The organism is Halobacillus sp. KGW1, from assembly GCF_001592845.1.
GTDB lineage: Bacteria > Bacillota > Bacilli > Bacillales > Halobacillaceae > Halobacillus.
Map to the genome: position 1 here is coordinate 1,297,008 of NZ_LSOC01000002.1, position 24,372 is coordinate 1,321,379.

General features: G+C 45.1%; 29 protein-coding genes. 11 read left to right on the forward strand and 18 right to left on the reverse strand.

Features of this window, described 5'->3' with window-relative positions; genetic code table 11:
- Positions 1 to 64: 64 nt before the first annotated feature.
- The 4 genes from lepA to gpr form a co-directional block, all read right to left on the reverse strand.
- The gene (lepA, locus tag AXG56_RS07365; protein ID WP_008638299.1) at positions 65 to 1,882 is read right to left on the reverse strand and encodes a translation elongation factor 4; all 1,818 of its coding nucleotides are present in this window, start codon (positions 1,880 to 1,882) and stop codon (positions 65 to 67) included.
- Positions 1,883 to 1,983: 101 nt separating this feature from the next.
- The gene (locus AXG56_RS07370) at positions 1,984 to 2,268 is read right to left on the reverse strand and encodes a hypothetical protein (protein WP_062513826.1); all 285 of its coding nucleotides are present in this window, start codon (positions 2,266 to 2,268) and stop codon (positions 1,984 to 1,986) included.
- A 16-nt stretch (positions 2,269 to 2,284) separates the two neighbouring features.
- Positions 2,285 to 3,448, reverse strand: a complete 1,164-nt coding sequence (spoIIP, locus tag AXG56_RS07375; RefSeq protein WP_026577195.1) for a stage II sporulation protein P — start codon at positions 3,446 to 3,448, stop codon at positions 2,285 to 2,287.
- Positions 3,449 to 3,525: 77 nt separating this feature from the next.
- Positions 3,526 to 4,617 carry a GPR endopeptidase gene (gene gpr, locus AXG56_RS07380; protein WP_008638302.1) on the reverse strand — a complete coding sequence of 364 codons (1,092 nt, stop codon included), beginning with the start codon at positions 4,615 to 4,617 and terminating at the stop codon, positions 3,526 to 3,528.
- A 161-nt stretch (positions 4,618 to 4,778) separates the two neighbouring features.
- Between gpr and rpsT the strand changes: the two genes are divergently transcribed.
- Positions 4,779 to 5,039 (forward strand): 30S ribosomal protein S20, encoded by a 261-nt coding sequence (gene rpsT / locus AXG56_RS07385; protein WP_008638309.1) that lies wholly within the window; start codon positions 4,779 to 4,781, stop codon positions 5,037 to 5,039.
- 245 nt (positions 5,040 to 5,284) lie between these two features.
- Here rpsT and holA read toward each other — a convergent pair whose 3' ends face one another.
- Positions 5,285 to 6,298, reverse strand: a complete 1,014-nt coding sequence (gene holA / locus AXG56_RS07390) for a DNA polymerase III subunit delta (protein WP_026577193.1) — start codon at positions 6,296 to 6,298, stop codon at positions 5,285 to 5,287.
- A gap of 343 nt (positions 6,299 to 6,641) precedes the next feature.
- Here holA and AXG56_RS19115 point away from each other — a divergent pair, with 343 nt between their 5' ends.
- Positions 6,642 to 6,776 carry a YqzM family protein gene (locus tag AXG56_RS19115; RefSeq protein ID WP_008638311.1) on the forward strand — a complete coding sequence of 45 codons (135 nt, stop codon included), beginning with the start codon at positions 6,642 to 6,644 and terminating at the stop codon, positions 6,774 to 6,776.
- Positions 6,777 to 6,816: 40 nt separating this feature from the next.
- On the opposite strand, the gene AXG56_RS07395 is transcribed toward AXG56_RS19115, so the two are convergent.
- The 3 genes from AXG56_RS07395 to AXG56_RS07410 all read right to left on the reverse strand — a co-directional run bounded on the left by AXG56_RS07395 (position 6,817) and on the right by AXG56_RS07410 (position 10,263).
- A complete protein-coding gene (locus AXG56_RS07395; protein WP_161484899.1) occupies positions 6,817 to 9,069 on the reverse strand; it encodes a DNA internalization-related competence protein ComEC/Rec2 in 2,253 nt (750 codons plus the stop codon).
- The gene (locus AXG56_RS07405; protein WP_008638315.1) at positions 9,069 to 9,623 is read right to left on the reverse strand and encodes a ComE operon protein 2; all 555 of its coding nucleotides are present in this window, start codon (positions 9,621 to 9,623) and stop codon (positions 9,069 to 9,071) included. The genes AXG56_RS07395 and AXG56_RS07405 overlap by 1 nt, the downstream gene beginning before the upstream one ends.
- 64 nt (positions 9,624 to 9,687) lie before the next feature.
- Positions 9,688 to 10,263, reverse strand: coding sequence for a helix-hairpin-helix domain-containing protein (locus AXG56_RS07410; protein WP_008638319.1), 576 nt, complete (start codon positions 10,261 to 10,263; stop codon positions 9,688 to 9,690).
- 76 nt (positions 10,264 to 10,339) lie between these two features.
- Here AXG56_RS07410 and comER point away from each other — a divergent pair, with 76 nt between their 5' ends.
- Positions 10,340 to 11,152, forward strand: coding sequence for a late competence protein ComER (comER, locus tag AXG56_RS07415; protein WP_008638321.1), 813 nt, complete (start codon positions 10,340 to 10,342; stop codon positions 11,150 to 11,152).
- Positions 11,153 to 11,381: 229 nt separating this feature from the next.
- Here the strand turns inward: comER and AXG56_RS07420 are convergent, their stop codons facing one another.
- From AXG56_RS07420 to AXG56_RS07455, 8 genes are read right to left on the reverse strand one after another with little or no spacing between them, the layout of a single operon-like run.
- Entirely contained in the window at positions 11,382 to 12,104 is a 723-nt protein-coding gene (locus AXG56_RS07420) for a class I SAM-dependent methyltransferase (protein WP_062513829.1), read from the reverse strand.
- 16 nt (positions 12,105 to 12,120) lie between these two features.
- Positions 12,121 to 12,474, reverse strand: a complete 354-nt coding sequence (gene rsfS, locus AXG56_RS07425; protein ID WP_008638324.1) for a ribosome silencing factor — start codon at positions 12,472 to 12,474, stop codon at positions 12,121 to 12,123.
- Between the two features lie 50 nt (positions 12,475 to 12,524).
- Positions 12,525 to 13,085, reverse strand: coding sequence for a bis(5'-nucleosyl)-tetraphosphatase (symmetrical) YqeK (yqeK, locus tag AXG56_RS07430; RefSeq protein WP_008638327.1), 561 nt, complete (start codon positions 13,083 to 13,085; stop codon positions 12,525 to 12,527).
- On the reverse strand, positions 13,069 to 13,641 hold the full coding sequence (locus tag AXG56_RS07435) for a nicotinate-nucleotide adenylyltransferase (RefSeq protein ID WP_026577190.1): 573 nt from the start codon (positions 13,639 to 13,641) through the stop codon (positions 13,069 to 13,071). Before AXG56_RS07435 ends, yqeK begins: the two co-directional genes overlap by 17 nt.
- 12 nt (positions 13,642 to 13,653) lie before the next feature.
- Complete coding sequence (gene yhbY, locus AXG56_RS07440) at positions 13,654 to 13,944, reverse strand: ribosome assembly RNA-binding protein YhbY (RefSeq protein ID WP_026577189.1); 291 nt, start codon at positions 13,942 to 13,944, stop codon at positions 13,654 to 13,656.
- Position 13,945: 1 nt separating this feature from the next.
- Positions 13,946 to 14,782, reverse strand: coding sequence for a shikimate dehydrogenase (gene aroE / locus AXG56_RS07445; RefSeq protein WP_062513831.1), 837 nt, complete (start codon positions 14,780 to 14,782; stop codon positions 13,946 to 13,948).
- An 11-nt stretch (positions 14,783 to 14,793) separates the two neighbouring features.
- Positions 14,794 to 15,894, reverse strand: coding sequence for a ribosome biogenesis GTPase YqeH (yqeH, locus tag AXG56_RS07450; RefSeq protein ID WP_026577188.1), 1,101 nt, complete (start codon positions 15,892 to 15,894; stop codon positions 14,794 to 14,796).
- On the reverse strand, positions 15,894 to 16,418 hold the full coding sequence (locus tag AXG56_RS07455; protein WP_008638337.1) for a YqeG family HAD IIIA-type phosphatase: 525 nt from the start codon (positions 16,416 to 16,418) through the stop codon (positions 15,894 to 15,896). The genes yqeH and AXG56_RS07455 overlap by 1 nt, the downstream gene beginning before the upstream one ends.
- A gap of 342 nt (positions 16,419 to 16,760) precedes the next feature.
- On the opposite strand from AXG56_RS07455, the gene AXG56_RS19120 reads away from it, so the two are divergent.
- From AXG56_RS19120 to sigK, 8 genes are all read left to right on the forward strand, one after another.
- Complete coding sequence (locus AXG56_RS19120) at positions 16,761 to 16,913, forward strand: sporulation histidine kinase inhibitor Sda (protein WP_081594838.1); 153 nt, start codon at positions 16,761 to 16,763, stop codon at positions 16,911 to 16,913.
- Between the two features lie 268 nt (positions 16,914 to 17,181).
- Positions 17,182 to 19,515 carry a Na+/H+ antiporter subunit A gene (locus AXG56_RS07460; RefSeq protein WP_008638341.1) on the forward strand — a complete coding sequence of 778 codons (2,334 nt, stop codon included), beginning with the start codon at positions 17,182 to 17,184 and terminating at the stop codon, positions 19,513 to 19,515.
- A gap of 3 nt (positions 19,516 to 19,518) precedes the next feature.
- Positions 19,519 to 19,857: a Na(+)/H(+) antiporter subunit C gene (locus tag AXG56_RS07465; RefSeq protein ID WP_008638344.1), complete on the forward strand. Its 339-nt coding sequence runs from the start codon at positions 19,519 to 19,521 to the stop codon at positions 19,855 to 19,857.
- Positions 19,850 to 21,334 (forward strand): Na+/H+ antiporter subunit D, encoded by a 1,485-nt coding sequence (locus tag AXG56_RS07470; protein WP_008638347.1) that lies wholly within the window; start codon positions 19,850 to 19,852, stop codon positions 21,332 to 21,334. Before AXG56_RS07465 ends, AXG56_RS07470 begins: the two co-directional genes overlap by 8 nt.
- Positions 21,335 to 21,340: 6 nt before the next feature.
- On the forward strand, positions 21,341 to 21,817 hold the full coding sequence (locus tag AXG56_RS07475; protein ID WP_008638349.1) for a Na+/H+ antiporter subunit E: 477 nt from the start codon (positions 21,341 to 21,343) through the stop codon (positions 21,815 to 21,817).
- Positions 21,817 to 22,128, forward strand: a complete 312-nt coding sequence (locus AXG56_RS07480; RefSeq protein WP_008638352.1) for a Na(+)/H(+) antiporter subunit F1 — start codon at positions 21,817 to 21,819, stop codon at positions 22,126 to 22,128. The genes AXG56_RS07475 and AXG56_RS07480 overlap by 1 nt, the downstream gene beginning before the upstream one ends.
- A complete protein-coding gene (gene mnhG, locus AXG56_RS07485) occupies positions 22,109 to 22,495 on the forward strand; it encodes a monovalent cation/H(+) antiporter subunit G (protein WP_008638354.1) in 387 nt (128 codons plus the stop codon). Before AXG56_RS07480 ends, mnhG begins: the two co-directional genes overlap by 20 nt.
- A gap of 136 nt (positions 22,496 to 22,631) precedes the next feature.
- Positions 22,632 to 23,342, forward strand: coding sequence for an RNA polymerase sporulation sigma factor SigK (gene sigK / locus AXG56_RS07490; RefSeq protein ID WP_008638357.1), 711 nt, complete (start codon positions 22,632 to 22,634; stop codon positions 23,340 to 23,342).
- A gap of 43 nt (positions 23,343 to 23,385) precedes the next feature.
- On the opposite strand, the gene AXG56_RS07495 is transcribed toward sigK, so the two are convergent.
- Both AXG56_RS07495 and mtnN read right to left on the reverse strand, forming a co-directional pair.
- A complete protein-coding gene (locus AXG56_RS07495) occupies positions 23,386 to 23,610 on the reverse strand; it encodes a YrhC family protein (RefSeq protein WP_008638358.1) in 225 nt (74 codons plus the stop codon).
- Positions 23,611 to 23,678: 68 nt separating this feature from the next.
- Entirely contained in the window at positions 23,679 to 24,371 is a 693-nt protein-coding gene (mtnN, locus tag AXG56_RS07500; protein ID WP_062513834.1) for a 5'-methylthioadenosine/S-adenosylhomocysteine nucleosidase, read from the reverse strand.
- Position 24,372 lies beyond the last annotated feature (1 nt).

Below are 24,372 nucleotides of genomic sequence, written 5' to 3' on the forward strand. Positions count from 1 at the left end.
TTCCACCTTTCATAAGGAAAACCGCAAGAGAAAATCTCCTGCGGTTTGCTTCTTTCGCACCTTTTTAGTCTTCATTCAAATCAAGGACGGACATAAACGCTTCCTGCGGCACTTCTACAGAGCCGACCATCTTCATGCGCTTTTTCCCTTCCTTCTGTTTCTCAAGGAGCTTACGCTTCCTTGAAATGTCTCCCCCGTAACACTTGGACAAAACGTTTTTGCGCATGGCCTTGATTGTCGTACGCGCAACGACTTTGTTGCCGATAGCAGCCTGAACAGGGACTTCAAACTGTTGTCTCGGAATAAGTTTCTTCAGTTTATCGGCAATCAGCTTCCCTCGCTCATAAGCGAAGTCGCGGTGGACGATAAAGGACAAGGCATCGATTGTGTCCCCGTTAAGAAGAATATCCATCTTCACAAGGTTGGAAGAACGATAACCGATCAATTCATAGTCAAAAGATGCATAACCTTTCGTCTGGGATTTCAAGGAATCGAAGAAGTCATAAACGATTTCTGACAACGGAATCTCATAGACGACATTGACACGATTATCATCGAGATACTGCATATCCATGAAATTCCCGCGTTTTCTCTGACAGATCTCCATGACAGGACCTACGTAATCATTCGGCACCATGATGCTCGCCTTCACATAGGGCTCCTGCACTTCCTCTAATTTCTGGTTATCCGGCATCATGGATGGGTTGTCCACGTCCATTTCGGAGCCATCCGTCATGCGGACTTTATAGATAACGCTCGGAGCAGTCGTTATTAAATCGATTTTATATTCTCTTTCAATCCGTTCCTGAATGATTTCCATATGGAGCATACCAAGGAAACCACACCGGAAACCGAAACCGAGTGCCTGGGAGGTCTCCGGCTCGAACTGGAGGGAAGAATCATTCAACTCCAGACGCTCAAGTGCGTCACGGAGATCGTTGTATTTACTGGCATCCACCGGGTACATCCCGCAGAACACCATCGGGTTCATCTTTTTATATCCCGGCAGCGGATTGGCAGCAGGATTGTTGGCTAAAGTAATCGTGTCACCGACGCGGCTGTCGCCGATGTTTTTGATGGATGCAGAGAGGTACCCGACGTCCCCGACATTCAATTCTTTCAATGGCGTCGGTGTAGGGCGGAAAACACCGAGTTCATTAACTTCGAACTCTTTACCAGTAGCCATCATTTTAATCTTATCACCAAGCTTAATAGATCCTTCCCGCACACATGTGTACGCAACGACTCCACGATAAGAGTCATATAAAGAATCAAAGATAAGCGCCTTCGTCGGGTCGTTCGCATTACCTTCCGGAGCAGGAATATCCGTTACGATCCGTTCCAGAATTTCATCAATCCCGATTCCTTCTTTTGCAGAAGCGAGGATTGCATCCGACGCATCAATGCCGATAACGTCTTCGATTTCTTGTTTTATCCGTTCCGGGTCCGCACCTGGAAGGTCGATTTTGTTGATGACCGGGATAATTTCCAGATCGTTCTCCAATGCAAGGTAGACGTTTGCAAGCGTCTGCGCTTCAATCCCTTGTGCGGCATCTACTACAAGAATGGCACCTTCACAGGCAGCAAGGCTTCTTGACACTTCGTATGTAAAGTCGACGTGTCCTGGTGTATCGATTAAATGAAAGGTATAGTCAAGCCCGTCATTAGCATTATAGTTCAGCTGAACGGCATTCAGCTTAATCGTAATTCCGCGTTCCCTTTCCAGATCCATCGCATCAAGGAACTGTTCTTTCATTTCCCTTTGGGTAAGGGCGTTTGTTTTTTCTAAAATTCGGTCAGCAAGCGTCGATTTCCCGTGGTCAATATGGGCGATGATCGAAAAGTTGCGTACCCTTTCTTGTTTCGATTGTGTTGTCAACATAAATCACTCCTACTGAAATTCGGCACAAATATCTAGCTTGATTATAGCAATACAAAGGGCATTATTCAATCTAAACCATAAAGCTGTTCCCTTTTAAAGAGCTAACCGCTTTGAATGATTCCTGAAAAAACAAGAATGACAGCATGGAAACAAATCGCTACACCCTCCCCTATAGCTCCTGCAAGTTTGGCAATCCAAGGAATATCCGTCTCTTGGGGGTCGACTTCACAGGAGAGCCCGGCAGAAGAGACGGCGGACGCCGATTCTGCCTGCTCACTGGTTACGATTTTCTCTTCCGGTTCCTTAAGATTGTTACGATCGATCCCTGTCAAAGCCCCGAACAAGAAGGAAGCAGCTATCAAGATCACAGCTAATATCGCCTTCACACTAGGACCTCCTTGTTCAAGATGGTGTGTCCACTTTCTGATCTTCGAAATAATATTCACCGAACACCTCTGCCAGAATATCTGCAGACCGGTATAATTCCTCCAAGTGATTATCCACTCCTCCAAACTCAATTAAAATAGCGTTCGGGTTAAGGTCCTGGTTATACACACCGTCCACTCCTGATCCCTTCTTCGTAATTACACCACGGCTGATTCCCGGGTATTCTTTTTCGAGGCGTTGGTGGAGGGCGGAGGCAAATTTCAAGTTCTGTTCATAATTAGGGTGTTCGGCTCCGATCACGAAAGCGAACCTTGCATATTTTTTCCCTTCGATCGTCGTTGTCGTATGCTCCCCTCCGATACTGTCCCTGTGAAGATCGAAGAAATACGTGAGGCCCTTATTTTGACCGATGGCTTCCTCCACTACAGGGCGGACAGCGTCGTAAGATTGATAATACTCCAACCCTTTTTCACTTCTTATTGCTGCAACGTCCGTTTTATCTACTATGGTGCCAATCCCTTGTTTTTCAAGGCTCTCTCCAAGCCTGTCTCCGATCAGTGTAATGTTGACTTTGCCATCGTAGCTGGTTGATTCATCAGGCAGGTGAGGATAGAAAGACTCTGTATTATGCGTATGATAGATGTAAACCTTATCCTCGCCTACCGGGGTTTCCTCCTGTTCTTCCTGCTGCTGGTCCTTTCCTTGATCCTCCTCGACCACACCTTCTTCGCCCCGTTCCTTCACTTCATCCGGCGGCTCGGATTCGATCGGCAGGTTGGAAAAATCGGTTCCTTCCCCCGCTATGATAATCTGACTGTTATAAGAAGACAGGCCGGGTATCTCTCTTCCGAGCAGGCTGCGTGGATCGTTAGGAGTGAGACTGGTGAACAATTGAAAAGAAAGGGTTCCAAGCCCGGGAATCCTGTTCCCTTCCGGATGCGCTTCTTTATACGATTTGTTCTCCATCTCAAATAGATAAAGAAAAGAACTCCCTTCCAACTTAGTCGTCCATTCCTGGATTGTATCGGAATACAAACGGTAAGTCGTCTTCGCTCCTGTCAGAATTCCAATACCAATAAAGAGTAAAATCAAGACCGTGATGGAGACGATCGTCCACCTTGTTACCTGTTTCATATAGCCCGGTTCTTTCCCTTTCCACTTCTTCGGGTATTGAGACATTAAAAATCCTCTCCTCATACTCTATCTAGTAGATGGTATGAATGAGAGGGATTTAATAGAACCTGTCTCTATTGAATTTATCTGGAAAAAGATTCTGCTTCTCCATCCTCTATCCCGGCATGGAGGGCGCCGTTGATACCGGTGGCAATGACGTGAGCCATGTCCACAATGAAACTGTCCACCTCTTTCGGAGTGACCATCAAGTTGTGACCAAGAGGGGTTAGAACTTCTTTAATCAACTGCTTTTTCTCTTCATGCTCCAGCTCTCCAAACATGCCGAGGAGTGCTTTGCTCTGTTCTTCATTCGGATGGTCTTCGTCCGTCAGCGATTTTCTCTCGAATGGATTCATTGCAGGGGACAAAGCGTTAGAAGGTCTGTCTTTCTCTTTCCATTCTCTTCCGAAATGTTTCAATACATAATCAATCGTATCGTTTGTGATGGTAACCGCGTCCACAACGGTTGGTACACCAATAGATAAGACAGGAATACCGTACGTTTCCTTACTGATTTCCTTTCGTTTGTTTCCTACACCGGAACCCGGATGAATACCCGTATCAGATAATTGGATGGTAGCATTGATTCGGTTAATGGATCTGGATGCGAGAGCATCAATGACCAGCACGAAATCCGGTTTAATTTCTTCAATGATTCCGTGTACCATATCACTCGTTTCGATCCCGGTCACACCCATGACTCCCGGTGTAACGGCTGAAACAGGTCTGTATCCTTCAGAAACCGTTTCGGGATGAAGTTCGAACAGATGACTCGTTACGAGCACCTCCTCTGTGACAAGCGGTCCGAGAGCATCCGGCGTGACATTATGGTTGCCAAGACCGACAATTAAACCTCTGTCCATTTCACTAATGCCGCATTCAAGGAGCAGTTGTCTGATCTGGGCAGAAAGCGTCTTAGCCAGGCGCACCTGCATAGCCGTATCCTGCTTACGAATCGCCAGCGATTCAAGGGTGACGTAGTGCCCTGCTTTCTTTCCGATTCGATCCGCTCCTTTTTGATCAATGGTGACGTAGGTGATTTTAATATCATCCGCTTCTTCTTCTTTGACCTGAACACCATCATCATCCGTCGATGAGGGGTCATTATCTACGTTCATTTCGTGGGCTTCCAAAGCTAAATCGGTACGCAGTGTATAAGGTATTTGTTCATCCATTACGCTTCAACCTCCTTATATCCATGTTCTCCCAATGGACGGGATCCTATGCAAATCCTCCAACAGATGCATATAAGTATTGAAAAGCACGTCCCGCTCTGGTAAAATGTCTCTTGTTCGATATGAATGAGTCTTTTTGTTTTTACCTAGGAGGTGAAACTATGCCTAACATTAAATCAGCGAAAAAACGTGTACGTGTTAACAGCGATGCTCGTGCTTTGAACGCAGCTTTCAAATCTGACATGCGTACTGCTGTCAAGCGTGTTGAAACGCTTGTACAAGCGAAAGATACTGACAACGCGAAAACAGCACTTCCTACAGCTGTCAAGAAAATTGACAAAGCAGTGCAACGCGGTGCCCTTCATAAAAACACAGGAAACCGTAAGAAATCTCGCCTAACTAAATTAGTTAACGCATTATAATTAATTTGTTATTTATGACCAACACAAACGATCCTTCTTATGAACGGATCGTTTTTCTCATGAAGAAGCCCTCCCGGTATTCCGGGAGGGCTTCTTCAAACTACATATTTAAGAGAACCAGTGATTTTTTTAACTCCTACCACATAAATAAAGATCTCCCGCTTCAGCAAAAGCTGTAACAGCTATACGATGCAACCATTTCCCGGAGACGGCTGCCTTTCCCCTTAATCACAATTTCCCCTATTTTATACAGCATGACCTTGTTTGATGTTAATCATCTTATATAGGAGCATCTCAAAGGCCAGAGATTTGTCCATCATTCCCTGTTTAAGCGTATGATCCGTTTCCGCAAGCTGCTCCATTATTTGATTTAATTCCTCATTTGTGAAGAACTTCTCCCGCTTCAAAGCCATTTTAAGTACATATGGATGCGCCTTGATGTAAGATTTCATTTGGTTTTGGGCGTATCCTTTCTGCTTCAATACTTTTGCCTGGTTGATGATCCGAAACTGGGAAGCAAGAAGCGCCGTCAATGCAATAGGCTCCTCGTTCAACTTCTCCAAATCCTTATAAATACGGATCGCCCTTCCAAGGTCTCGTTCCATTACCGCATCCACCAGCTTTAATCCTGATGCTTCGGCACTGTGGGATAAGAGCTCTTCCGCCAATTCTTTGGTTACGACGCCGCCCTCCCCGACATTCAATGCGAGCTTCTCCATTTCCATTCGCAGCGCCATCAAATTTGCTCCGATTTCCTGTGTGAAAAGCTCGTGGATCGATTCCGGTACGGTAATATGTAATTCCCCGGCTAGTGTTTGAATCCATTTATCCATGTCCCACTCTTTAACCGGCTGACAAGAGATAACCTCGCCGTGCTTCTTCAGCTGCTTAAAGATTTTTTTACGTTCATCCAGTTTTTCATAAGGAGCAATCAAGATCAACACCGAGTAATCCGCGGGGTTTTCAATATAGGACAACAGCGTATCCACATCATGTTCAAAAGGCAGTTTATCCGGTTTTGCCTTTAGAAATCCGGGATGATTGGCAATGACAACTTTGCCGTCTCCGAGGAAAGGAAACGTTTCTGCATCTGTGACCGCATCCTCAATCGGTGTCTCTTCCAGATCGTATTGCGAAATATTGAATTCCTGATCTTCCTTTTTCAGTGTCTGTCCAATGATTTTATTCTTATATTCCTGAATGAGGTAGGATTCTTCTCCATATAATAAATATACCTGTGATTGTTTTACTTTGACCATAATAGTGGCTAACCTTCCTTTTATGTTTCCATTTCCATGAAAAAAAGATACGGCGACCCCTGTCGGGTGCCGGTGTCACCATTTTATGCCCGTTTCGGACATCTGTCAAAACAGTGAACCGTATCGCCGTATGTTCCATCTATATAAACGCCATTCCAAAAGCCCCGGGCGCTTTTGAAGAGGACGATGTTGTTCCTCTCTTGCGTTTAGTTTGACCGCTTCCAAAAGAATTATCTGTGACAAGTCTTGCTAGCTGTGGGAATGATTCTTGACTGTTTTCAAGGAATGTAGATTTTTTCCTTATCTTGGACTATACTGGATGTAGATAAGAGGAGGGGTAACAATGAACGAATTTAAGAACGACATACAATCTAAGACGAACGACGTCATTGATTCTGGATTAGGGTTTGTGTTTTCCTTTGTTTTCTTCTTCGTCATCTTCTTCATAGGTGTGGTATTTTCCATCCTCGGACAATGACCATTTGTGTCAGGAAGGCTGCTGTAACGGCAGTCTTTTTTTATTCTCTGCTCGCATTATACGGAAGATAGGTCCTAAATGTTCCACTTTGCCCGGAAAAAATATAGCTTACCGCTCCATGAAGGTCCGTACGGAAGATCACCGTTCCTCTCTCCTCCAGCCTCTGCGTCACTTCCTCATGGGGATGGCCGTAGCGATTATTCCGTCCGACGGAAATCCATGCATATTCCACGGATAGTTGTTCTAGAAAGGATTCGGAAGTAGATGTACGACTTCCATGATGACCAACTTTCAATACGTCCGTATGAATATCGGGATGACCGGACAGAATTTCGTCCTCTACCTCCAGCGGAACATCTCCTGTAAAAAGCCACCGCTTACCACCCATTTCGGAAGCAAGAACTAAAGAGTTATGATTCGCATCGTTCTGATCCTCATTCGGGTGAAGCACTTCAAAACGATACGATCCGATTTCCAACACGTCACCCGCTTCTATCACCTCTGTCTTATCAGCTATCGTCTCCCCTTCATAAAAAGGACTGACCACAAGCTGTCCAATCTGCATTTCTCGAAACAACGGGAAAACACTACCACTATGATCCTGATCCTCATGAGTAACAATCAACGCATCCAGCTGATGGATGCCCCGGGATTTAAGAAAAGGCAGGATAATCTGCTTGGCTGTTTCATCCCCTGCTTTTTGAAAAGTCGGCGGACCAGCTGCATCAATCATCAATACACCGCTTCTGTAGGGAAGCTCTATGATAAAAGAGTCCCCCTGGCCGACATCCAGCATGGTTACAGCACCCTTGTCAGAGAAATAAGGAATCGCACTGTATATCATCAGCACGCCCACCGCTCCACAAGCAGCCAGAAAGGCTGTAATCCGTTTCTTTTTCGACCAGCATATAACCATAAGGATGAAGCATGTGCTATAGAGCAGGATCACAGAAGAAGGAACAGCACCGATTACCCAGGGGATATCCATATAGAAAGTCACTCCTTTGGACACGTCCATAACGTTTTCATGCAACTGAAAGACAAAAGAAGAGAAGGGTCCAGCTGTTTGCGGCAGCAGAAAACTGCAGGCAAAGACGAGAAAAAGAAGTGGAATAAATACAAAAGAGAAGTAGGGAACCAAGACGGTATTCACAAATAAGGAGAGCGGCTGGAATTCGTAGAAGTAGTGTACTTGAAGGGATAGGATCGATAATTGACTGATGAGGCTGATAACGGCTGATTGGAGAACAGCATTCGAGTATTGTTTAAGAATGGGCAACGACAGAATGAGACTGAATGTAACCAGAAAGGAAAATTGAAAACCGATATGGTGGAAGTAGGAAGGATTAAGGAGAAGAAGAACGAACGCCGTCACGGACAGGAGGTCTGATAACGGAATCCGTATTTTTAAAAAGGAAAAAAGAAGAAGAACGAGTGCCATCGATCCTGCTCGGATGACCGAGGGCGCCGATCCAGCAAAAACGATATAGAAAGGCAGGAAGAACATAAGGAACAGAGAGGCTTGACGTCGTGTTGCCACCCCGCTTCGGAAAAGAACGAGATACATGCCCCCGACGGTCAATCCGACATGCAGGCCGGAAATCGCGAGAACATGAGCGAGGTTAAATTTCCGAAACCAGAACAAGGTATCCTCCGGAAGCTCCCCTGAATCCCCGAAGAGAAGCGCCCTCATCCAAGGATATAACGAAGGTTCTACCTGCTCCTCTAAAGCATCCATCATATTTTTTCTGAATTCAAACAAATAACTGAGAAAAGATCGCCCTTCACACTCCAGATCACTAGGCGAGGCAAGTGTGATTTGTTGATATATCCCTTTGGAAGCCATGTAATTCTTATAATCAAAATTACCGGGATTTCTAGCTCCTTCTATTTGTTCAACATCACCGACACCAACACACGAGGCTCCATGCGGCCAATCAGGTACTGGCCCTTCCTCCTCTTTAAACAGACGGAGAATAAATCCGGTACCATCGGAAGTTTTAATTATTGTCTGATAGGTATGGCTCGTTTCTGTTCTATTTGAGGAGAGCGTCCCTTGAAAACTCCGCGCTTTTTCCGTTTCAAAGGGAGGAGACTCATGGAGAGGGAGGTAGGACCAGCCGAGGATAAAAAAAGAGGCGAGGATAAAACACCAGTAGGTTTGTTTTCTATGGATGAACAGCCACACCACAACAAGGAAACCCATTACAAGTTGAATCGCGATGCTTTGTATAGCAGTTACCCCGCCAAGCACGAAGGCCAGGACGGGGACATGCCATATCCCCTTCCACATCATTCAGAATAACGGAAGAGTTCGTCCGCCTTTTTTCTCAAATGTTGGACGTCAGGATCTTCATAATGTTCCAGTTTGTCGAGAAGTTCAACCATGAGCTGTTGATGCTCCACGTGCATCGGCTCCCGTTCAATAGCGACTTTCTGAATGCGTACACCTGCCTGCTGAAGCATTTCGACCGCATAAGGATCATTCTTATAGTCTTCACTATAATACACAGCTTGAATACCAGCTTGAATGATGGCTTTTGTACAGTGAAGGCACGGAAAGTGAGTGACGTAAATTTCTGCATTTTCCGTTGCAACACCGAACTTGGCACATTGAAGAAGGGCGTTCATTTCTGCATGAATGGTACGTACACAATGGCCGTCCACCACATAGCACCCTTCATCGATACAATGGACACCGCCTGAGACGCTGCCGTTATATCCTCCTGCGATCATTCGTTTATCTCTAACAATGACTGCCCCGACGGCGAGCCGCTGACAAGTGCTTCGAGACTTCAGCAAGTAACTCTGGGACATGAAATATTGATTCCAAGTAATCCGTTCCATTTTATGTACTCCTCCTATTTATTCTCCTTCAGTTTACTCTCCCGAAACACCGGTCGTCAAACGATCAAGGAGCCCTTATACTGTCCCTCATATTCTCAAGGGTCTTCTCTCCTATCCCGGGTACATTCACTAGATCATCAACAGATGCAAAGGGGCCGTTCTCTTCCCTGTATTGGATGATCGCCTCAGCCTTAGAAGGACCAATTCCCGGTAGTGTCTCCATTTCCGCCGCAGTCGCTTGATTGACGGCCAGCTTCTCTCCCACCGCTGAAGCACTCGGACCGGGTACGGCCGCTTCTTCAGCAGCACTCGGTACCAAAACGACCATCTCGTCCTGGAGGATCTGTGCTAAATTCACCTGAAGCGGGTCTGCAAATTCCGTCATACCGCCCGCCTCACGAATTACATCGTCCACCCGCATTCCCGGGCGGACGACATATACGCCCGGCTTGCTCACTTCTCCCTTTACATCCACACGGAACGTTGCAGTCTCTTCTTGCTTCGCCTCTGCTTCCTCTTCGTGTTTAGCTTCCACTTTCTCTACCGCTGCCGGTGTAGGTGACGTCGATTCCCGCCAGTAAAGAAGAAGAATGATCAAGAGAGGGGCTCCCAGCCATAGGTACCTTTTCCATTTGGTCATGGCAGTGGACCTCCTTTCATATATTTGATTTTGGAGAATATGGATAATTAGATAAGGATAAAGGGAGGGATTCCATTTGAATATAGGAATCATCGGAACTGGAAACATGGGAAATCTGCTGGTAACCAGTTTTATTAGAAGTGGTGCGGTCGCAGAAAAAGACATTACCATATTCAACCGGACGCCGGCAAAAGCGGACGCATTAAAAGATCAATTCCCAACCATTCAGGTGGCGGAAAATTTAGCGGCCCTTCAGAAGAACAGCGATATCGTATTCCTTTGTGTGAAACCGCATAACTACAAGGATGTGTTGGATGCCTTAAAAGCAGGATGGAGCGAACAGCAATGCCTCATTTCCATTACAAGCCCGGTCTCTGTTTCACAGCTGGAAGAGGTGACTCCGTGTCAGGTCGCAAGAATCGTCCCTTCGATCACAAATCACGCACTGGCAGGAGTAAGTCTGTTCACATTCAGCGACAGAGTGACAGCATCCAACCGTGCTCTGTTAGAAAAATTATTTGAAAACATTTCCACGCCGATAGATATCCAAGAAGAACATATCAGAGTCTCTTCCGATATCGTTTCGTGCGGTCCAGCCTTCATCAGTTATTTACTTAGTAATTGGATTAAGGCAGCAGGAGAAGTTGCCGGCCTGCCGGAAGATAAAGCGACGGCATTGACCGAAGAAATGGTGGTGGGACTTGGAGAGCTGCTCTCCCAAAAGGTGATGACCCTTGAAGAGCTGATGGCCAAAGTGACCGTGAAGGGCGGAGTTACCGGAGAAGGACTTCAGGCGTTGGAAGACAATATAGGTCCTTTGTTTCAAAAGATGTTTGAAGCAACCCAGAAGAAGCATAAAGAGGATAAAGCAACAATTGATTTAAGCTAAATAACGTATTCGACAAAAGCTGCCTGTTTCCTGCAAAAAAAAGAGTCCGACTAAAAATCGGACTCTTTGCAGGCTGTGGAGCAACTTCAACTTCCAATCATATATGATCAACAGACTTAGCTTGCTTCACATAGAACGTTTTTTTCAGAAAAAACGCCTCAGCTAAAATTTATTAAGGCAGATGCCTCAGTGGAATAGGCCCCATTTAGAGGAGTCCCTCCTATAGATATCATTTGCTTTCCTTTTGACAAACGAACAGAAGCCTATCTCCTTCTTGTGAAGGCTGTTCACGAAAGTCGGCATAAATGCCTTTCAAAAGAAAGCCTGCAGCTTTGAGCCAGGTTGCCAAATCTTCTGTCTGGTACCCCTGTTGGTAGTGAACTTCATCAAAACGATTATACAAACCATTCGTCTGAACGAAGAACGTCAAATCATGGACGAAGCTGTTCTCTTTTTCACCAGGATCACAAAACCATACATAAGATAAATCGTCATACACTTCGGCAAATGTGGCACCTAAAAGGTCTTGTTGAATATGGTCTATAGAATGAACATCAAACAAGAATAGACCACCCTTACCAAGAGCTTCGTGAATATGGCGGAAAGAATCCTTTACCGCATCCTCTTCTGTTACGTAGTTGATAACATCACAGTAACTGATGATACAATCTGCATCATGGAAGCCACTCAAGGATGTCATATCCTGCCTATGCCAGGCAATCGGAGCCTTTGGATCCTTTTGCTGAGCAATGGTCAGCATATCGGAAGAAAGATCGATGCCCGTCATATGGTATCCACGTTTGTGAAGGCGATGGGTGATTTCACCGGTTCCACAACCCAGATCAATAATGGCTGCAGCTTTCGGATGGAATTTCTTCAGCATACGATCCGTGAATTCAACCCAGCGGTCATAAGGAGCATCCTCCATCAGACGATCATATACTTGCGCCATCTCCCTATAGCTCACTTTAACTGCCGATCCCTTCTACAGGAACAGTATCCGCATCTCCCCATAGTCTTTCGAGGTTATAATAGTGGCGTTCATCTTTATGGAAAATGTGACAAACAACGTCATTCAGATCCACCAGTATCCAACGCGCCTGCTCAAAACCTTCCATTCTTTTCACTTCGATCCCTTGCTCTTCGGCCTGGTTTTTCAATTCCCTTGCAATCGCCTGCACTTGACGTTCATTTGATCCCTCACAGATCAGAAAATAATCGGCAATCAACGATACTTCGGCCATATCTAGTACGACAATGTCGTTTGCTCTTTTTTCGTCACAGGCCTGTGCGGCCAGTGTCACTAGTTCTTTGCTTTCCAATGAGTTTCCTCCCTTAATCCTCCATAACTTTTATCCTTTAAGAATAAAAGTTAGATTAAATCATTATATGCATGAAACGTGTCCGGATAAACGGTCCTTTCCTTACTAATTAGAAATACGATGGTATTCTTCAAGGCAAGGGCACATGCTTGCTCCAGATTAGTTTCTGCAATTTCCCGCACTTCATCAACCCCGGGGAAGTTACGGCCAGGTTCTATATAATCAGCCAGAAATACGACCTTGTCTAATGGAGACATGTGTTTCTTTCCTGTGGTATGGTAAGTGATCGCCGAAAGAACCGCCTCATCTTCGAGTCCCAGCTCCTGTTCCAGCATCAATGCCCCTACAGGTCCGTGCCACAATTCGTGGTGGTAATGCAGCAGGTCTTTCGGCAGGCGCCTGTCCTGCTTAATCCAGCGCTCCATCAAGTTTCTGGGCATATACTTTGCATAATCGTGGAGGGCTGCAGCAAGCTCCGCCTGCGATTTATCCACTCCGAAACGGGAAGCAAGCTCAATCGCAGTGTCCGCCACCCTTACTGTGTGTTCATACCGCTCCGGCTTTAAATACGGTTTCACATATGCCAGCGCTTGTTCACGAGTCAGTTTCATATAGACCATACTCCTTCATGTATTGTGTGACGGATTCGGGGACTATATAGCGGATACTCTTTCCGGCAGCGACCCTCTCCCTGATCACAGTCGAAGAAATGTCTACAGATGGGATATCGACGAATTCGACGGGTATTTCATGGCTGCGTTCATACCCAGGGCGGTTCACCCCTACAAACTGGACGATATCCACCAACTCCTCAATCCTGTTCCACTTCGGCAGATGTTCTACCATGTCTCCGCCGATAATGAAATAGAAAATGACTTCCGGATACAGCCGCTTTAAATCACGCATGGTATCGACTGTATAAGACGTGCCTTCCCGCTTTCTTTCAATATCACACACTCGGAAGTCCGGATGGCCGCTGATGGCACGTTCCACCATGGCCACCCGCTTATCGGCATCCGTAGAAGCCTCTTCCTTGTGCGGTGGAATATAAGAAGGCATGAACCAAACCTCGTCGAGGCCCATTTCTTCATACACATACTCGGCCATCGTTAAGTGTCCGAGGTGGGGTGGATCGAAGGTTCCGCCGAGTATTCCAATCCTCTTCATATCTAAACTCCTTTAAGGTAGTTCGATTTGTTTGTTTTCTTCGGATTCTTTATACAAAATAATCGTGTTTCCAATCAGTTGAACGAGCTCAGCTCCTGTTGCTTCTACAATTTCGTCAGCCACCTGACGATTATCCTCAAAGCAGTTTTGGAGAATACTCACTTTAATTAACTCCCGTTTCTCCAGCGCTTCACTGATTTGAACGGTCATATTTTCATTAACACCCGCTTTACCTACTTGAAAAATAGGCTGAATCGGATGAGATATTGTTCTCAGATGCTTTTTCTGTTTACTTGTTAACATTCTATACCCCTTTCAACTTTTGTTCGAACTCTTGAAGCAGCAGCTTGGACTCGGGACTGGTCCCTGTCCAAATGGAAAATGCATAAACTGCTTGCTGCAAAAGCATTTCATGGCCAAAATGGAGACGAGCTCCCCTCTTATCTGCTTCTGCCAGCAGTTTCGTCTTCATAGGACGATAAACAATATCGCTCACAACCGTCCCTTTTGTCAAGCGTTCCATAGCTATTATAAGGCTGTCTTCCTCAGGACTCATTCCTACAGTAGTTGTCTGGATAACCAGATCATACATGCCGAGTGTCTGCTCTGCGTCCGCTAAAGTAACAGCATCTGCTTTCCCATCAAACGGCAGCTCCTTGATCAGTTTCTCCGCGCGTTCTACGGTACGGTTAGATACGTTGACCTCCTGTATCCCTTCGCGTATTAATGCTTCGAATATACCACGCGCTGCGCCGCCGCTCCCGAGAAGAAGAGCTTTTGCACTGCCGTTGAATAAATCAGGATAGCGCTGCTTCAAAGAATAGACGAATCCGATTCCGTCTGTGTTATATCCGATCCAGCCCTCTTCCGTACACTTTACCGTATTGACCGCTCCAAGGTGGCGGGCGCTCGTGTCCAAGCCGTCCAGGTGTGCTATTATTTTCTCTTTATAAGGAACGGTTACATTAAACCCGTCAAGATTTTGCGTCTTCAGCCATGCCATTCGCTCATCAAATTGTTCCGGATCTATATCATAAAGTTTATATTCGCCGTTTAAACCCTGCTGTTGCATAAGCTGGTTATGAATCCAAGGCGACAAAGAGTGTCCGACCGGATGTCCAATCAATCCTAAGTTCAACAAAGGAACCCCTCCTATATCAAAGACTCTCTTAAGGATACCTTCACACCCTCAGGAGCATACGCCTGAACGGTCACTCCGCCTTCAGGAACGGTTATCCATCCAAGACCTGAAAAGACGATATCCGTCTTATCCTCTTTGATCTTTAATGTGTGCCCTTTTAACGGCGGGAGTTTTTCCTTCGTTGCAGCATCTGGTGGAGAAAGCAGCTCTCCCAGGTGGTTCTGATACAAATCATCAGCCTTTTCCAACTTTGTCCTATGGATGGAGAGTTCATTGGAAACGTAACATATAAATGAACTTCTGGAGCCGGTCTCAAAGTCAAGTCTGGCAAGTCCACCAATGAACAATGTCTGCTCTTCGTTTAATTGGTACACCTTCGGCTTAACTTCTTTACGCGGTGTAATTAACTTTAGATCCTTATCTGATACATAATGAGCCATTTGATGACGGTGGATGACACCAGGCGTATCATAGAGTGAACTGTCATTATCCAGAGGAATATCAATAAAGCCGAGTGTTGTGCCAGGGAAATAGGAAGTTGTAATAGCGTCTTTCACTCCAGATGTATTTGAGATCAATGTATTAATAAACGTCGATTTACCAACGTTCGTCGTTCCGACCACATAAACATCTCCGCCATTTCGGTAACGGTCGATTGCCGCTGAGAGGGTCTCTATGCCTTCGTTTTTCTCCGCGGAAATTAGATAAACATCTTCGACTTCCAAACCATTCTCTCTTGCCGACCGCTTCAACCAATGTTTAACCTTACCGTGGTTGACCGACTTTGGAAGGACATCCATCTTATTACCAACAAGCAGAACCGGATTGTTACCCGTCAGACGTTTCAATCCTGGAATAAAGCTTCCGTTAAAGTCGAAGATATCAACAAGCTGGACAATTAATCCGTCTGTTGCGCTTATTTGATTAAGCATTTCCAGAAAATCATCATCCTGATATGGAACGTCCTGCACTTCATTGTAATGTTTGAGGCGGAAGCATCGTTTACAGATGATGTCTTCCCTCTCAAGGGCAGAAGCAGGCGCATAGCCTGCTTCTGCCGGATTTGTTGTCTGTATCTCTACTCCGCAACCCTGGCATTGTATCACCGCCATCATGTATCTCTCCTGTCCCATGTAATTTTTCCTTTTCTTCTCATCCAATTAAGGATTCTCCGCTCAATTTTTCGATTAAACCTCGTGAAGAAGCCGTCTGTTTCAACGATCGGTACTACCAGAATGGTATGAAGCCCGGCTGAATTACCGCCCAGTACATCCGTAAGCAGCTGATCTCCGATGACAACGACTTCGTCCTTTTTCAATCCCATTCGTTTACAAGCTTTACGGAAGGCTTTGGACAGTGGTTTTCTGGCACTGTAAATAAATTCTGCATCCAAAGGTTCCGAAAACAATTTCACACGCGCTTCCTTATTATTGGAGGCGATCATTACCTGAATTCCATGATCTCTCATCATTTGGAACCAGTTTCTGATGTCCTCTGTGGCATCCGGTACATCCCATGCAACCAAGGTATTATCCAGATCTGTAATGACTCCTTTTATCCCTTTGTTCTTCAATTCGACTGGATCGATATCAAAGACGCTCGCAACGTGCTCGCCCGGCAAAAAATTCTTTAACATATCACATACTCACTCCATCTCTTATACAACGGCAAAAAATAGTCCTTCACCATCATATACAAAAATTCGTCATGTTTCAAAAAGACTCTTGTAAAGAACAAAAATCGTTCGACAAATACTGACAACTTCAGGCTGTGGATAAGTTTATACACAGTTTCCACACAGTTACTTCTTTGTTATCACTCATTTGTGCAGACGTGTTCAAAAGTTATCTACATTTTGTTGTAGATAACTTCCATATTGTGGCGATTTTGAGGTCATGGTAAGGTAAGAATACATTAAAAATGACTCGTCGAGCCATCTACTCATTCGGGAGGTGACTGTCACATGTGTGACAGCGGTATGAAACAGTTATCTGATTCCCTACTCATACAATCTTACCACAAAGCCATTGAACTCAATCTCTCAGAAGAATTCATACAACAAATTGAAGCAGAAATGAAAAAACGGTCCCTCAACCACCGCCTCAGAAAGCAAATATCCCAAGTAGGTTAACATCAACGAGGCAGATAAAGGCAAATCCCATTGATTTTAAACTCGATCCCATCAAAGGACGGGTTTTTTTTTTATGAATTTTTATTTACGAAATGATGACTCTCTTCTTATTTAAGAGGGAATAATAAAACCATGCGTCCATTCACAACGCCCGATATACGAGAGTTGAACAAACCTGCTTTTTTTGATTACAATTGAGTGAATACTTTGTTACGATCATCCAAATCATTTGATAGATGAAACATATGTCAAGGGAGGAACAAACCACATGCTGGTGGCTGTATTATTGCCTTTTATCATTGCTATTTTCATTCCATTTCTCAGTAAATGGAAAGACAAAATCCACACAGGCTATTTTGTAACAATCGTGCCTGTCCTCATCTTCATCTTCTTCATCCGTTATATCGGATCAGGTTTTGAACCTGTTATTTCGGAGTACAGCTGGATACCATCTCTTGATATGAATATGGTCTTCCATCTGGATGGACTGAGTCTGCTCTTCGTACTTTTGATTAGTGGTATCGGTTCCCTGGTTGCTTTCTATTCCATCTTCTACTTAAGCAAGACGGAGCAACTGGGTCATTTTTATGTGTACTTTCTAATCTTTATGGGATCGATGCTTGGAGTTGTCCTTTCGGATAACGTGTTCGCCCTCTACAGTTTCTGGGAATTCACATCGCTTTCCTCATTCTTGTTGATCGGTTTCTGGAACTTTAAGAAAGAGTCCAGATATGGTGCATTAAAATCCATGCTGATCACTGTATTCGGGGGGTTAAGCCTGCTGGGTGCGCTTGTGTTCATGACGATACTTACGAATACGACGAGTATTCGCGGAATGATCGAGCAGCAGGATCTGATTTTGAACAGCGAATTTTTTCCGCTGATTTTAGTATTGCTTCTTTTGGGCGCCTTTACTAAATCCGCTCAGTTCCCTTTCCACATCTGGCTCCCGGATGCGATGGAAGCGCCGACACCTGTCAGTGCCTACCTGCACTCCGCTACGATGGTTAAGGCAGGTATTTACTTGGTGGCACGGTATTCACCGATGCTTTCTGCCAATGAGTGGTTTTTCATTATCGTATCCACAGCGGGTATTGTAACTTTGTGCTGGGGATCTTATATGGCTGTAAGACAGACAGACTTGAAGGGTATTCTGGCCTTCTCCACGATCAGCCAGCTCGGTATGATTATGGCTATGCTCGGATTCGGTACGAAAGTAGCCGTATTCGCAGCGGTATTCCATATTTTAAACCACGCGACATTTAAAGGAAGTCTATTTATGATTGCCGGTATCGTAGACCACGAAACCGGTACAAGGGACATTCGGAAACTTGGCGGCTTGATGACCTACCTGCCGATGACCGCAACGCTTGCCGTATTTGCATCCTTCTCCATGGCCGGTGTTCCTTTACCATTTTTAAACGGGTTCTATAGTAAAGAAATGTTTTTCGATGCTTCCTTGGAGCTGGAAGCTGCAACGACAGGTTTTGCAGGATTCCTCCAGATGGTTATCCCTTATTTGGCGGTTTTCGGAAGCATATTCACCTTCGTCTATTCCATGTATTTCTTCTTCGGAACATTCCGTGGCAAGGCGAAACTAGAGGAGCTTCCTAAAAAGCCGCACGAAGCACCGGTCGGGATGCTTGTATCACCATTCATTCTCGTAGCTGGCGTCATCATTATTGGTCTGTTTCCGGGGCTGATTAATGAATCGTTTATCGCCCATGCTGCAGAAGCAGTGAAAGGAACAGCCATCGAGAAAGAGATTTACTTCTGGCACGGCTTGATTCCACCATTCATTATGTCTCTTGCCGTTGTCGTATTCGGTACGATTTTAGCACTGTCCATTAAAGTATGGCAGCCGGTGTACCGCTTCCTTCCAGGGGTACTGAGTGCAAATAAAGTTTATGATGGAGCAGTCGCTCGTTTAGAGAGCTACTCCACTACAGTTACAAAAGGATACATGAACGGATCTTTGGGAAGATACGTACGTCTGATCCTATCAGCGATCATTATTGTAACGTTTGTCATGATGGCTATTACAGGAGGATTCTCCATCGACACCTCCAACCTGGCCGACATCACAGCGCCCGAAATTCTCGTCGCTGTAACAATGGTCATTGCCGCGCTTGGAACGGCGCTAACGAATAACCGGATAGCAGCGATTCTCATTCTTGGTGTCGTCGGTTACGGGTTAGCTATGCTGTTTGTCCTTTACCGTGCTCCAGACCTTGCTCTGACCCAGCTTATCGTAGAGACGGTAACAGTAGCTCTCTTCCTGCTCGTCTTCTACCATCTTCCGAAGCTTAAGAAGAAAGACGATGCATTAAGTACGAAAGTATTGAATTTAATCATTTCCATCGGATTCGGAGCGATGATGACGATGGTTGCCATCAGTTCCCACAGCAGTAAGTGGTTCGAAACCATTTCTCAATACTTCGTCGATAACTCCTATAAGCTGGGCGGGGGAGACAACATTGTCAACGTCATTCTTGTCGACTTCCGTGGACTGGATACATTATTCGAAGTGGTCGTATTAGGCATTGCTGCAATGGCGATTTTCGCATTAATCCGATTTAGAAAAGATAAGGGGGAGGAGTAATAGATGGAACTCATCATGGCCGTACTTGCCGGACTATTATTCGCAACAGGAATCTATAACCTCCTTCAAAAACAACTGTTGCGCATCATTATCGGGACCGCACTGATTTCACACGGAGCCCACCTCTTCATCCTAACCATGGGTGAACTGAAACGCGGGGCTCCACCGGTGTTGACCGAAGGAGTAGAAAATTATGCAGATCCGCTGCCGCAAGCATTAATTTTGACATCCATCGTCATAAGCTTCGGTGTCACAAGTCTACTACTCGTATTAGCTTATCGGGCCGCTAAGATCAACGGCACCGATAATATGGAGCAATTGAGGGGTAACGATTATGAGTAACTTAGCTGTACTACCTATCATCCTGCCGCTTTTAGCCGGCATTATCGTCGCATTCATCCACAAAAAGACAGCACTTGCCAGGAACATATCTAAACTATTCGCTGTCTTTAATCTTGCTGTCGTCATCTACGCCTTCTGGCAGGTAAAAAGCAACGGCACTCTCGTTCTTGAATTAGGGGATTGGCAGGCTCCGTTCGGAATTGTACTCGTCGGCGACCTGTTATCCATGACCCTTGTTTTAACAACAAACGTCGTCGCTGTCGCGTGCGTATTTTTCGCCCCGCAGTCACTCTCTGAGAAAGAAGAATCCTTTTACTTCTATACATTCTTCTTTATGCTGATTGCAGGCGTCAGCGGGGCTTTTCTTACAGGTGACTTGTTCAACCTCTTCGTATTCTTTGAAGTACTGTTGATGGCGTCTTACGGCCTCATTGTTTTAGGAAATGGAAAAGCTCAGCTTCGTGAATCCATTAAGTATGTATTGATCAACCTGTTTTCTTCCATGTTGTTCGTTACGACCATCTCTTTCCTTTACTCTGTTGTCGGAACCGTAAACATGGCTCAAATAGCAGAGCGTGTACAGGAAGTGAATCAGGATGGAATCTTGACGACAATCGGGATCCTGCTTTTCTTCGTTTTCGCAACGAAGGCAGCTGTATTCCCTCTTTACTATTGGCTGCCAAGACCTTATATTTCACCCAATCCTGTAGTATCTGCCCTTTTCGGTGCATTGCTTACAAAAGTCGGAATCTATTCGATCCTACGAACATTCACTTTGATGTTTAATCAGGAAGTTCAGCTTACCCACTCCCTGTTTATCATCCTCGCAGGTTTGACGATGATTTTCGGAGTGGTCGGAGCGCTCTCCACGAACAATGTTAAATTGATTGTCGCCTATAACATCATTCCTGCTGTTGGATTTATGTTAATGGGCATTGGAATCTTCACGGAAGTTTCCATCAGCGGAACGGTGTACTATCTGGTTCATGATATGATCATCAAGAGTGTACTCTTCCTCCTTGTCGGCGCTGTGGTTTACGTAGCAGGAACTTCCGACCTCAGAAAAATGGGAGGATTGATTCACCACTACCCTGTCCTCGGCTGGTTATTTTTTGTCGCTACCCTTGTACTTGCGGGTATCCCACCGTTCAGCGGCTTTATCGGTAAACTTCAGCTGCTGCGCGGAGGGCTTGCAGAGGAAGAAATCGGAATCGTGATCATCGCTCTGCTTTCCAGTTTGATGATCCTCTTCTCCATGATCCGCATTTTCATTCGTGGTTTTTGGGGAGAAAAAACAGATATTCCAATTCCTGAACGTAAAAAGAAAGGCACACGTATGGCTTGGCCGGCCGCCGGTCTGCTTACTCTATCCGTTCTTTTGGGAGTCGGTGCAGAATTATTCTACCCGACGATCCAGTCCATCGCCCAGTATTTGATGGATCCGCAAATCTATATTGATTCTGTGTTAAAGGAGTAGAAGCTGATGCCTTTACAAATCGTTATAAACATCATTATTGCTATCATGTGGATGTTCCTTAGTGAAACGTACAATTTCTCTTCCTTTCTTGTTGGATATATTCTCGGTATCGTTTTATTGTTCGTTCTGCGAAGGTTCATCCCTGATTCTTTCTACATGAAACGTGCCTGGAAGTTCCTTCAGCTCATCCTCTTATTCATAAGAGAATTGATTTTATCTAACATTGATATCGTCAAACACGTGTACAAGCCCAAGCTGAATGTTCAACCAGGGATTTTCGCGCTGCCGGTAGATGTCAAGACAAATTTTGAAATTACGCTGCTGGCTAATTTAATATCCCTGACACCCGGTACCCTGTCGGTCATCGTGAGCGAAGACCATACAAAAATTTATATCCATGCAATGGATATGCCGGACGTTGAGAAGTCTGTGAATGATATTAAAGAGACATTTGAACGTATGATCTTGGAGGTGACGAGATAATGGACAGCGTAGCAAGTTTCACAAAAACCCTCGTGGATATTTCGGCAACCATTGCTATTATCGCCGTTGCCGTTTCCGTCATCATGCTCCTTTATCGTGCCATCACCGGTCCTACGAACCCGGACAGGGCGGTTGCGCTTGATATTATAGGCATCAACTTGATGGCATTGGCAGGATTACTCGCCATCCTGCTTGTGACAACCAAATTTAATGATGTCGTCTTATTGATTGGGATCCTGCTGTTTATAGGTACGGTTGCCCTGGCGAAATTCCTAGAAAAGGGTGTTATCATTGAGCGGGACATGGATTAACATCATATTTGACATCATCATCTGCCTTTCACTGCTCAGCGGTGCTTTCTTCCTCATATCGGGATCCATCGGTATTTTAAGATTTCCGGACGTATATACAAGGCTGCATGCGGCCACGAAGAGTTCGACTCTGGGTGTGGCAGGTATTATGATCGGAGCATTTCTTTTCCTGTATGTGGAACACGACATCGTAAGTGGAAAATTACTGCTCGGCATCGTATTCGTACTGTTGAGCGCACCGGTTTCCGGACATATGATTTCACGTGCTGCTTACCGCAGCGGCGTCCCTTTATGGGAAAACAGCATTAAAGATGAATACGCTGAAGTTTTGAAGGAAGAACAAAAGCGGCAGATGCCGGATAAATAAAAGCTCCCCCAGCGAATATCGCTGGGGGATTTTCTTTATCATGACAACTATATTTTAAGGGGTACAAGCACAGACCTTCCCACAGGCACATAAGTATGTGATAGGCGTTTGCCTAATCCACGAGGAGGTGCATCCTGTGAGCAGTCTGATCGCTTCTATCCTATACTTTTTTAAAGAGTCCCTCTTCTTCATGTCCTACGTTAAGAACCAGGCCTTTCCGAACCCGCTGTCCTCCGAAGAAGAAGCGGAGCAGTTGAAATTGATGCAGGAAGGCAGTCATGAGGCAAGGAACAAACTAATCGAACATAACCTTCGTCTCGTTGCTCATATCGTTAAAAAATTCGAAAACACGAAAGAGGATTTCGAAGATTTAATTTCTATTGGAACGATCGGCCTTATCAAAGGAATCGAAAGCTATTCGACAGGCAAAGGAACGAAACTCGCCACCTATGCTGCGAGATGTATCGAAAATGAGATTCTAATGCACCTCAGATCGACGAAAAAGACAAATAAGGACGTTTCCCTTCAAGACCCCATCGGACACGACAAAGAGGGTAATGAGCTTAATTTGCTCGATATCCTGCAGGCGGACGTAACGGATATCGTCGAAGAAATCCAACTTCATATGGAATTAGAGAAAATCAAGGATTTTATTACTATTCTCGATGAGCGGGAAAAAGAAGTGATCATTTTCCGCTATGGATTAAATTCCACGGAAGAAAAGACTCAGAGGGAAATAGCAAAGGAACTCGGCATCTCAAGAAGTTATGTCTCTCGCATTGAAAAGAGAGCCCTTATGAAGATATTCCACGAATTCTATAAACAGAGTAAACAAGGAAAGAAATAAATAAAAGAACCGGGTCCCCAAATGAGGAACCCGGTTCATTTATTTATTTATCTGCCGACAGCCGCTGCCATTTTCTTATTTTCATAGTCATGAGGAAGGCAGTGATCAGCGCCGCGCCGATTAATGGGTACAGATACATATAGGTGGCCGTTCCATACTCATAAAGGCTGATTAAAGTTCCAATATATAAATAACTGCTGAATATCAGTAAAGTCATGATAAACCGCTTATAGTCGGCTATCTTCTTTTTCCATTCGGTAGATTCCATAAAACTTCCACCTCCTGATCTATAGATATCGTATCATATCCATATCCATTTGTCGGTGGAAATTACTGTTATTTATAAGACTGGATCATCGTCATAATCATTTGTGCCGCGTTTTCTGCCGCCTTCGGAAGGAACTCATCGAAAGAAATTGATGATTCTTTGCCGGCAATATCCGAGAGCGCACGGATGACCACAAAAGGTGTCCCGTATTTATGACAAACCTGAGCAATGGCCGCTGCTTCCATCTCTGCTGCGATCATATCCGGGAACTTCCCTCTTACAAAATCCACTCGGACGGGATCCTGCATGAAAGAATCGCCTGTAGCAATGATTCCTTTAGCTGCACGTGCATCCGTCTTAGCAATGGCTTCCATCGCTTTCTCCATTAATTGTTCATCGGCATCGAACATAGCCGGCATTCCAGGTACCTGCCCGTACGCATAATCAAAAGCGGTAACATCGACATCATGATGGGTGACGGAGGTTGATACGACGACGTCCCCCACCTCCAGATCTTTGGCAAATCCGCCCGCCGAACCTGTGTTTATAACCGCGTCTATTTCGTACTGCTCATGAAGAATCGTAGCGGACACCGCTGCATTGACCTTCCCTATCCCTGATAACAGCAATACTACCGGCACGTCGTAAAGCGTACCCTCGATATATTTACTTCCAGCCACTTCTTTCTCCGCAGTCACTTCCATTTCCGACTGCAGGCGTTCGATTTCTTCATCCATTGCACCAATAATTCCGATAGTCATA

Coding starts and splice junctions, on each gene's coding strand:
- AXG56_RS07465 (WP_008638344.1), top strand. CDS start 19,519: ATGGAACTCATCATGGCCGTACTTGCCGGACTATTATTCGCAACAGGA.
- yqeK (WP_008638327.1), bottom strand. CDS start 13,085: ATGAAACTGACTCGTGAACAAGCGCTGGCATATGTGAAACCGTATTTA.
- spoIIP (WP_026577195.1), bottom strand. CDS start 3,448: ATGTCTCAATACCCGAAGAAGTGGAAAGGGAAAGAACCGGGCTATATG.
- AXG56_RS07435 (WP_026577190.1), bottom strand. CDS start 13,641: ATGAAGAGGATTGGAATACTCGGCGGAACCTTCGATCCACCCCACCTC.
- AXG56_RS07480 (WP_008638352.1), top strand. CDS start 21,817: ATGGACAGCGTAGCAAGTTTCACAAAAACCCTCGTGGATATTTCGGCA.
- holA (WP_026577193.1), bottom strand. CDS start 6,298: ATGGTCAAAGTAAAACAATCACAGGTATATTTATTATATGGAGAAGAA.
- AXG56_RS19120 (WP_081594838.1), top strand. CDS start 16,761: ATGAAACAGTTATCTGATTCCCTACTCATACAATCTTACCACAAAGCC.
- AXG56_RS19115 (WP_008638311.1), top strand. CDS start 6,642: ATGAACGAATTTAAGAACGACATACAATCTAAGACGAACGACGTCATT.
- rpsT (WP_008638309.1), top strand. CDS start 4,779: ATGCCTAACATTAAATCAGCGAAAAAACGTGTACGTGTTAACAGCGAT.
- mtnN (WP_062513834.1), bottom strand. CDS start 24,371: ATGACTATCGGAATTATTGGTGCAATGGATGAAGAAATCGAACGCCTG.
- lepA (WP_008638299.1), bottom strand. CDS start 1,882: ATGTTGACAACACAATCGAAACAAGAAAGGGTACGCAACTTTTCGATC.
- AXG56_RS07455 (WP_008638337.1), bottom strand. CDS start 16,418: ATGTTAAAGAATTTTTTGCCGGGCGAGCACGTTGCGAGCGTCTTTGAT.
- AXG56_RS07410 (WP_008638319.1), bottom strand. CDS start 10,263: ATGACCAAATGGAAAAGGTACCTATGGCTGGGAGCCCCTCTCTTGATC.
- gpr (WP_008638302.1), bottom strand. CDS start 4,617: ATGGATGAACAAATACCTTATACACTGCGTACCGATTTAGCTTTGGAA.
- AXG56_RS07460 (WP_008638341.1), top strand. CDS start 17,182: ATGCTGGTGGCTGTATTATTGCCTTTTATCATTGCTATTTTCATTCCA.
- AXG56_RS07395 (WP_161484899.1), bottom strand. CDS start 9,069: ATGTGGAAGGGGATATGGCATGTCCCCGTCCTGGCCTTCGTGCTTGGC.
- yhbY (WP_026577189.1), bottom strand. CDS start 13,944: ATGTTAACAAGTAAACAGAAAAAGCATCTGAGAACAATATCTCATCCG.
- AXG56_RS07470 (WP_008638347.1), top strand. CDS start 19,850: ATGAGTAACTTAGCTGTACTACCTATCATCCTGCCGCTTTTAGCCGGC.
- AXG56_RS07420 (WP_062513829.1), bottom strand. CDS start 12,104: ATGGCGCAAGTATATGATCGTCTGATGGAGGATGCTCCTTATGACCGC.
- AXG56_RS07405 (WP_008638315.1), bottom strand. CDS start 9,623: ATGGAACGGATTACTTGGAATCAATATTTCATGTCCCAGAGTTACTTG.
- AXG56_RS07495 (WP_008638358.1), bottom strand. CDS start 23,610: ATGGAATCTACCGAATGGAAAAAGAAGATAGCCGACTATAAGCGGTTT.
- AXG56_RS07475 (WP_008638349.1), top strand. CDS start 21,341: ATGCCTTTACAAATCGTTATAAACATCATTATTGCTATCATGTGGATG.
- yqeH (WP_026577188.1), bottom strand. CDS start 15,894: ATGGCGGTGATACAATGCCAGGGTTGCGGAGTAGAGATACAGACAACA.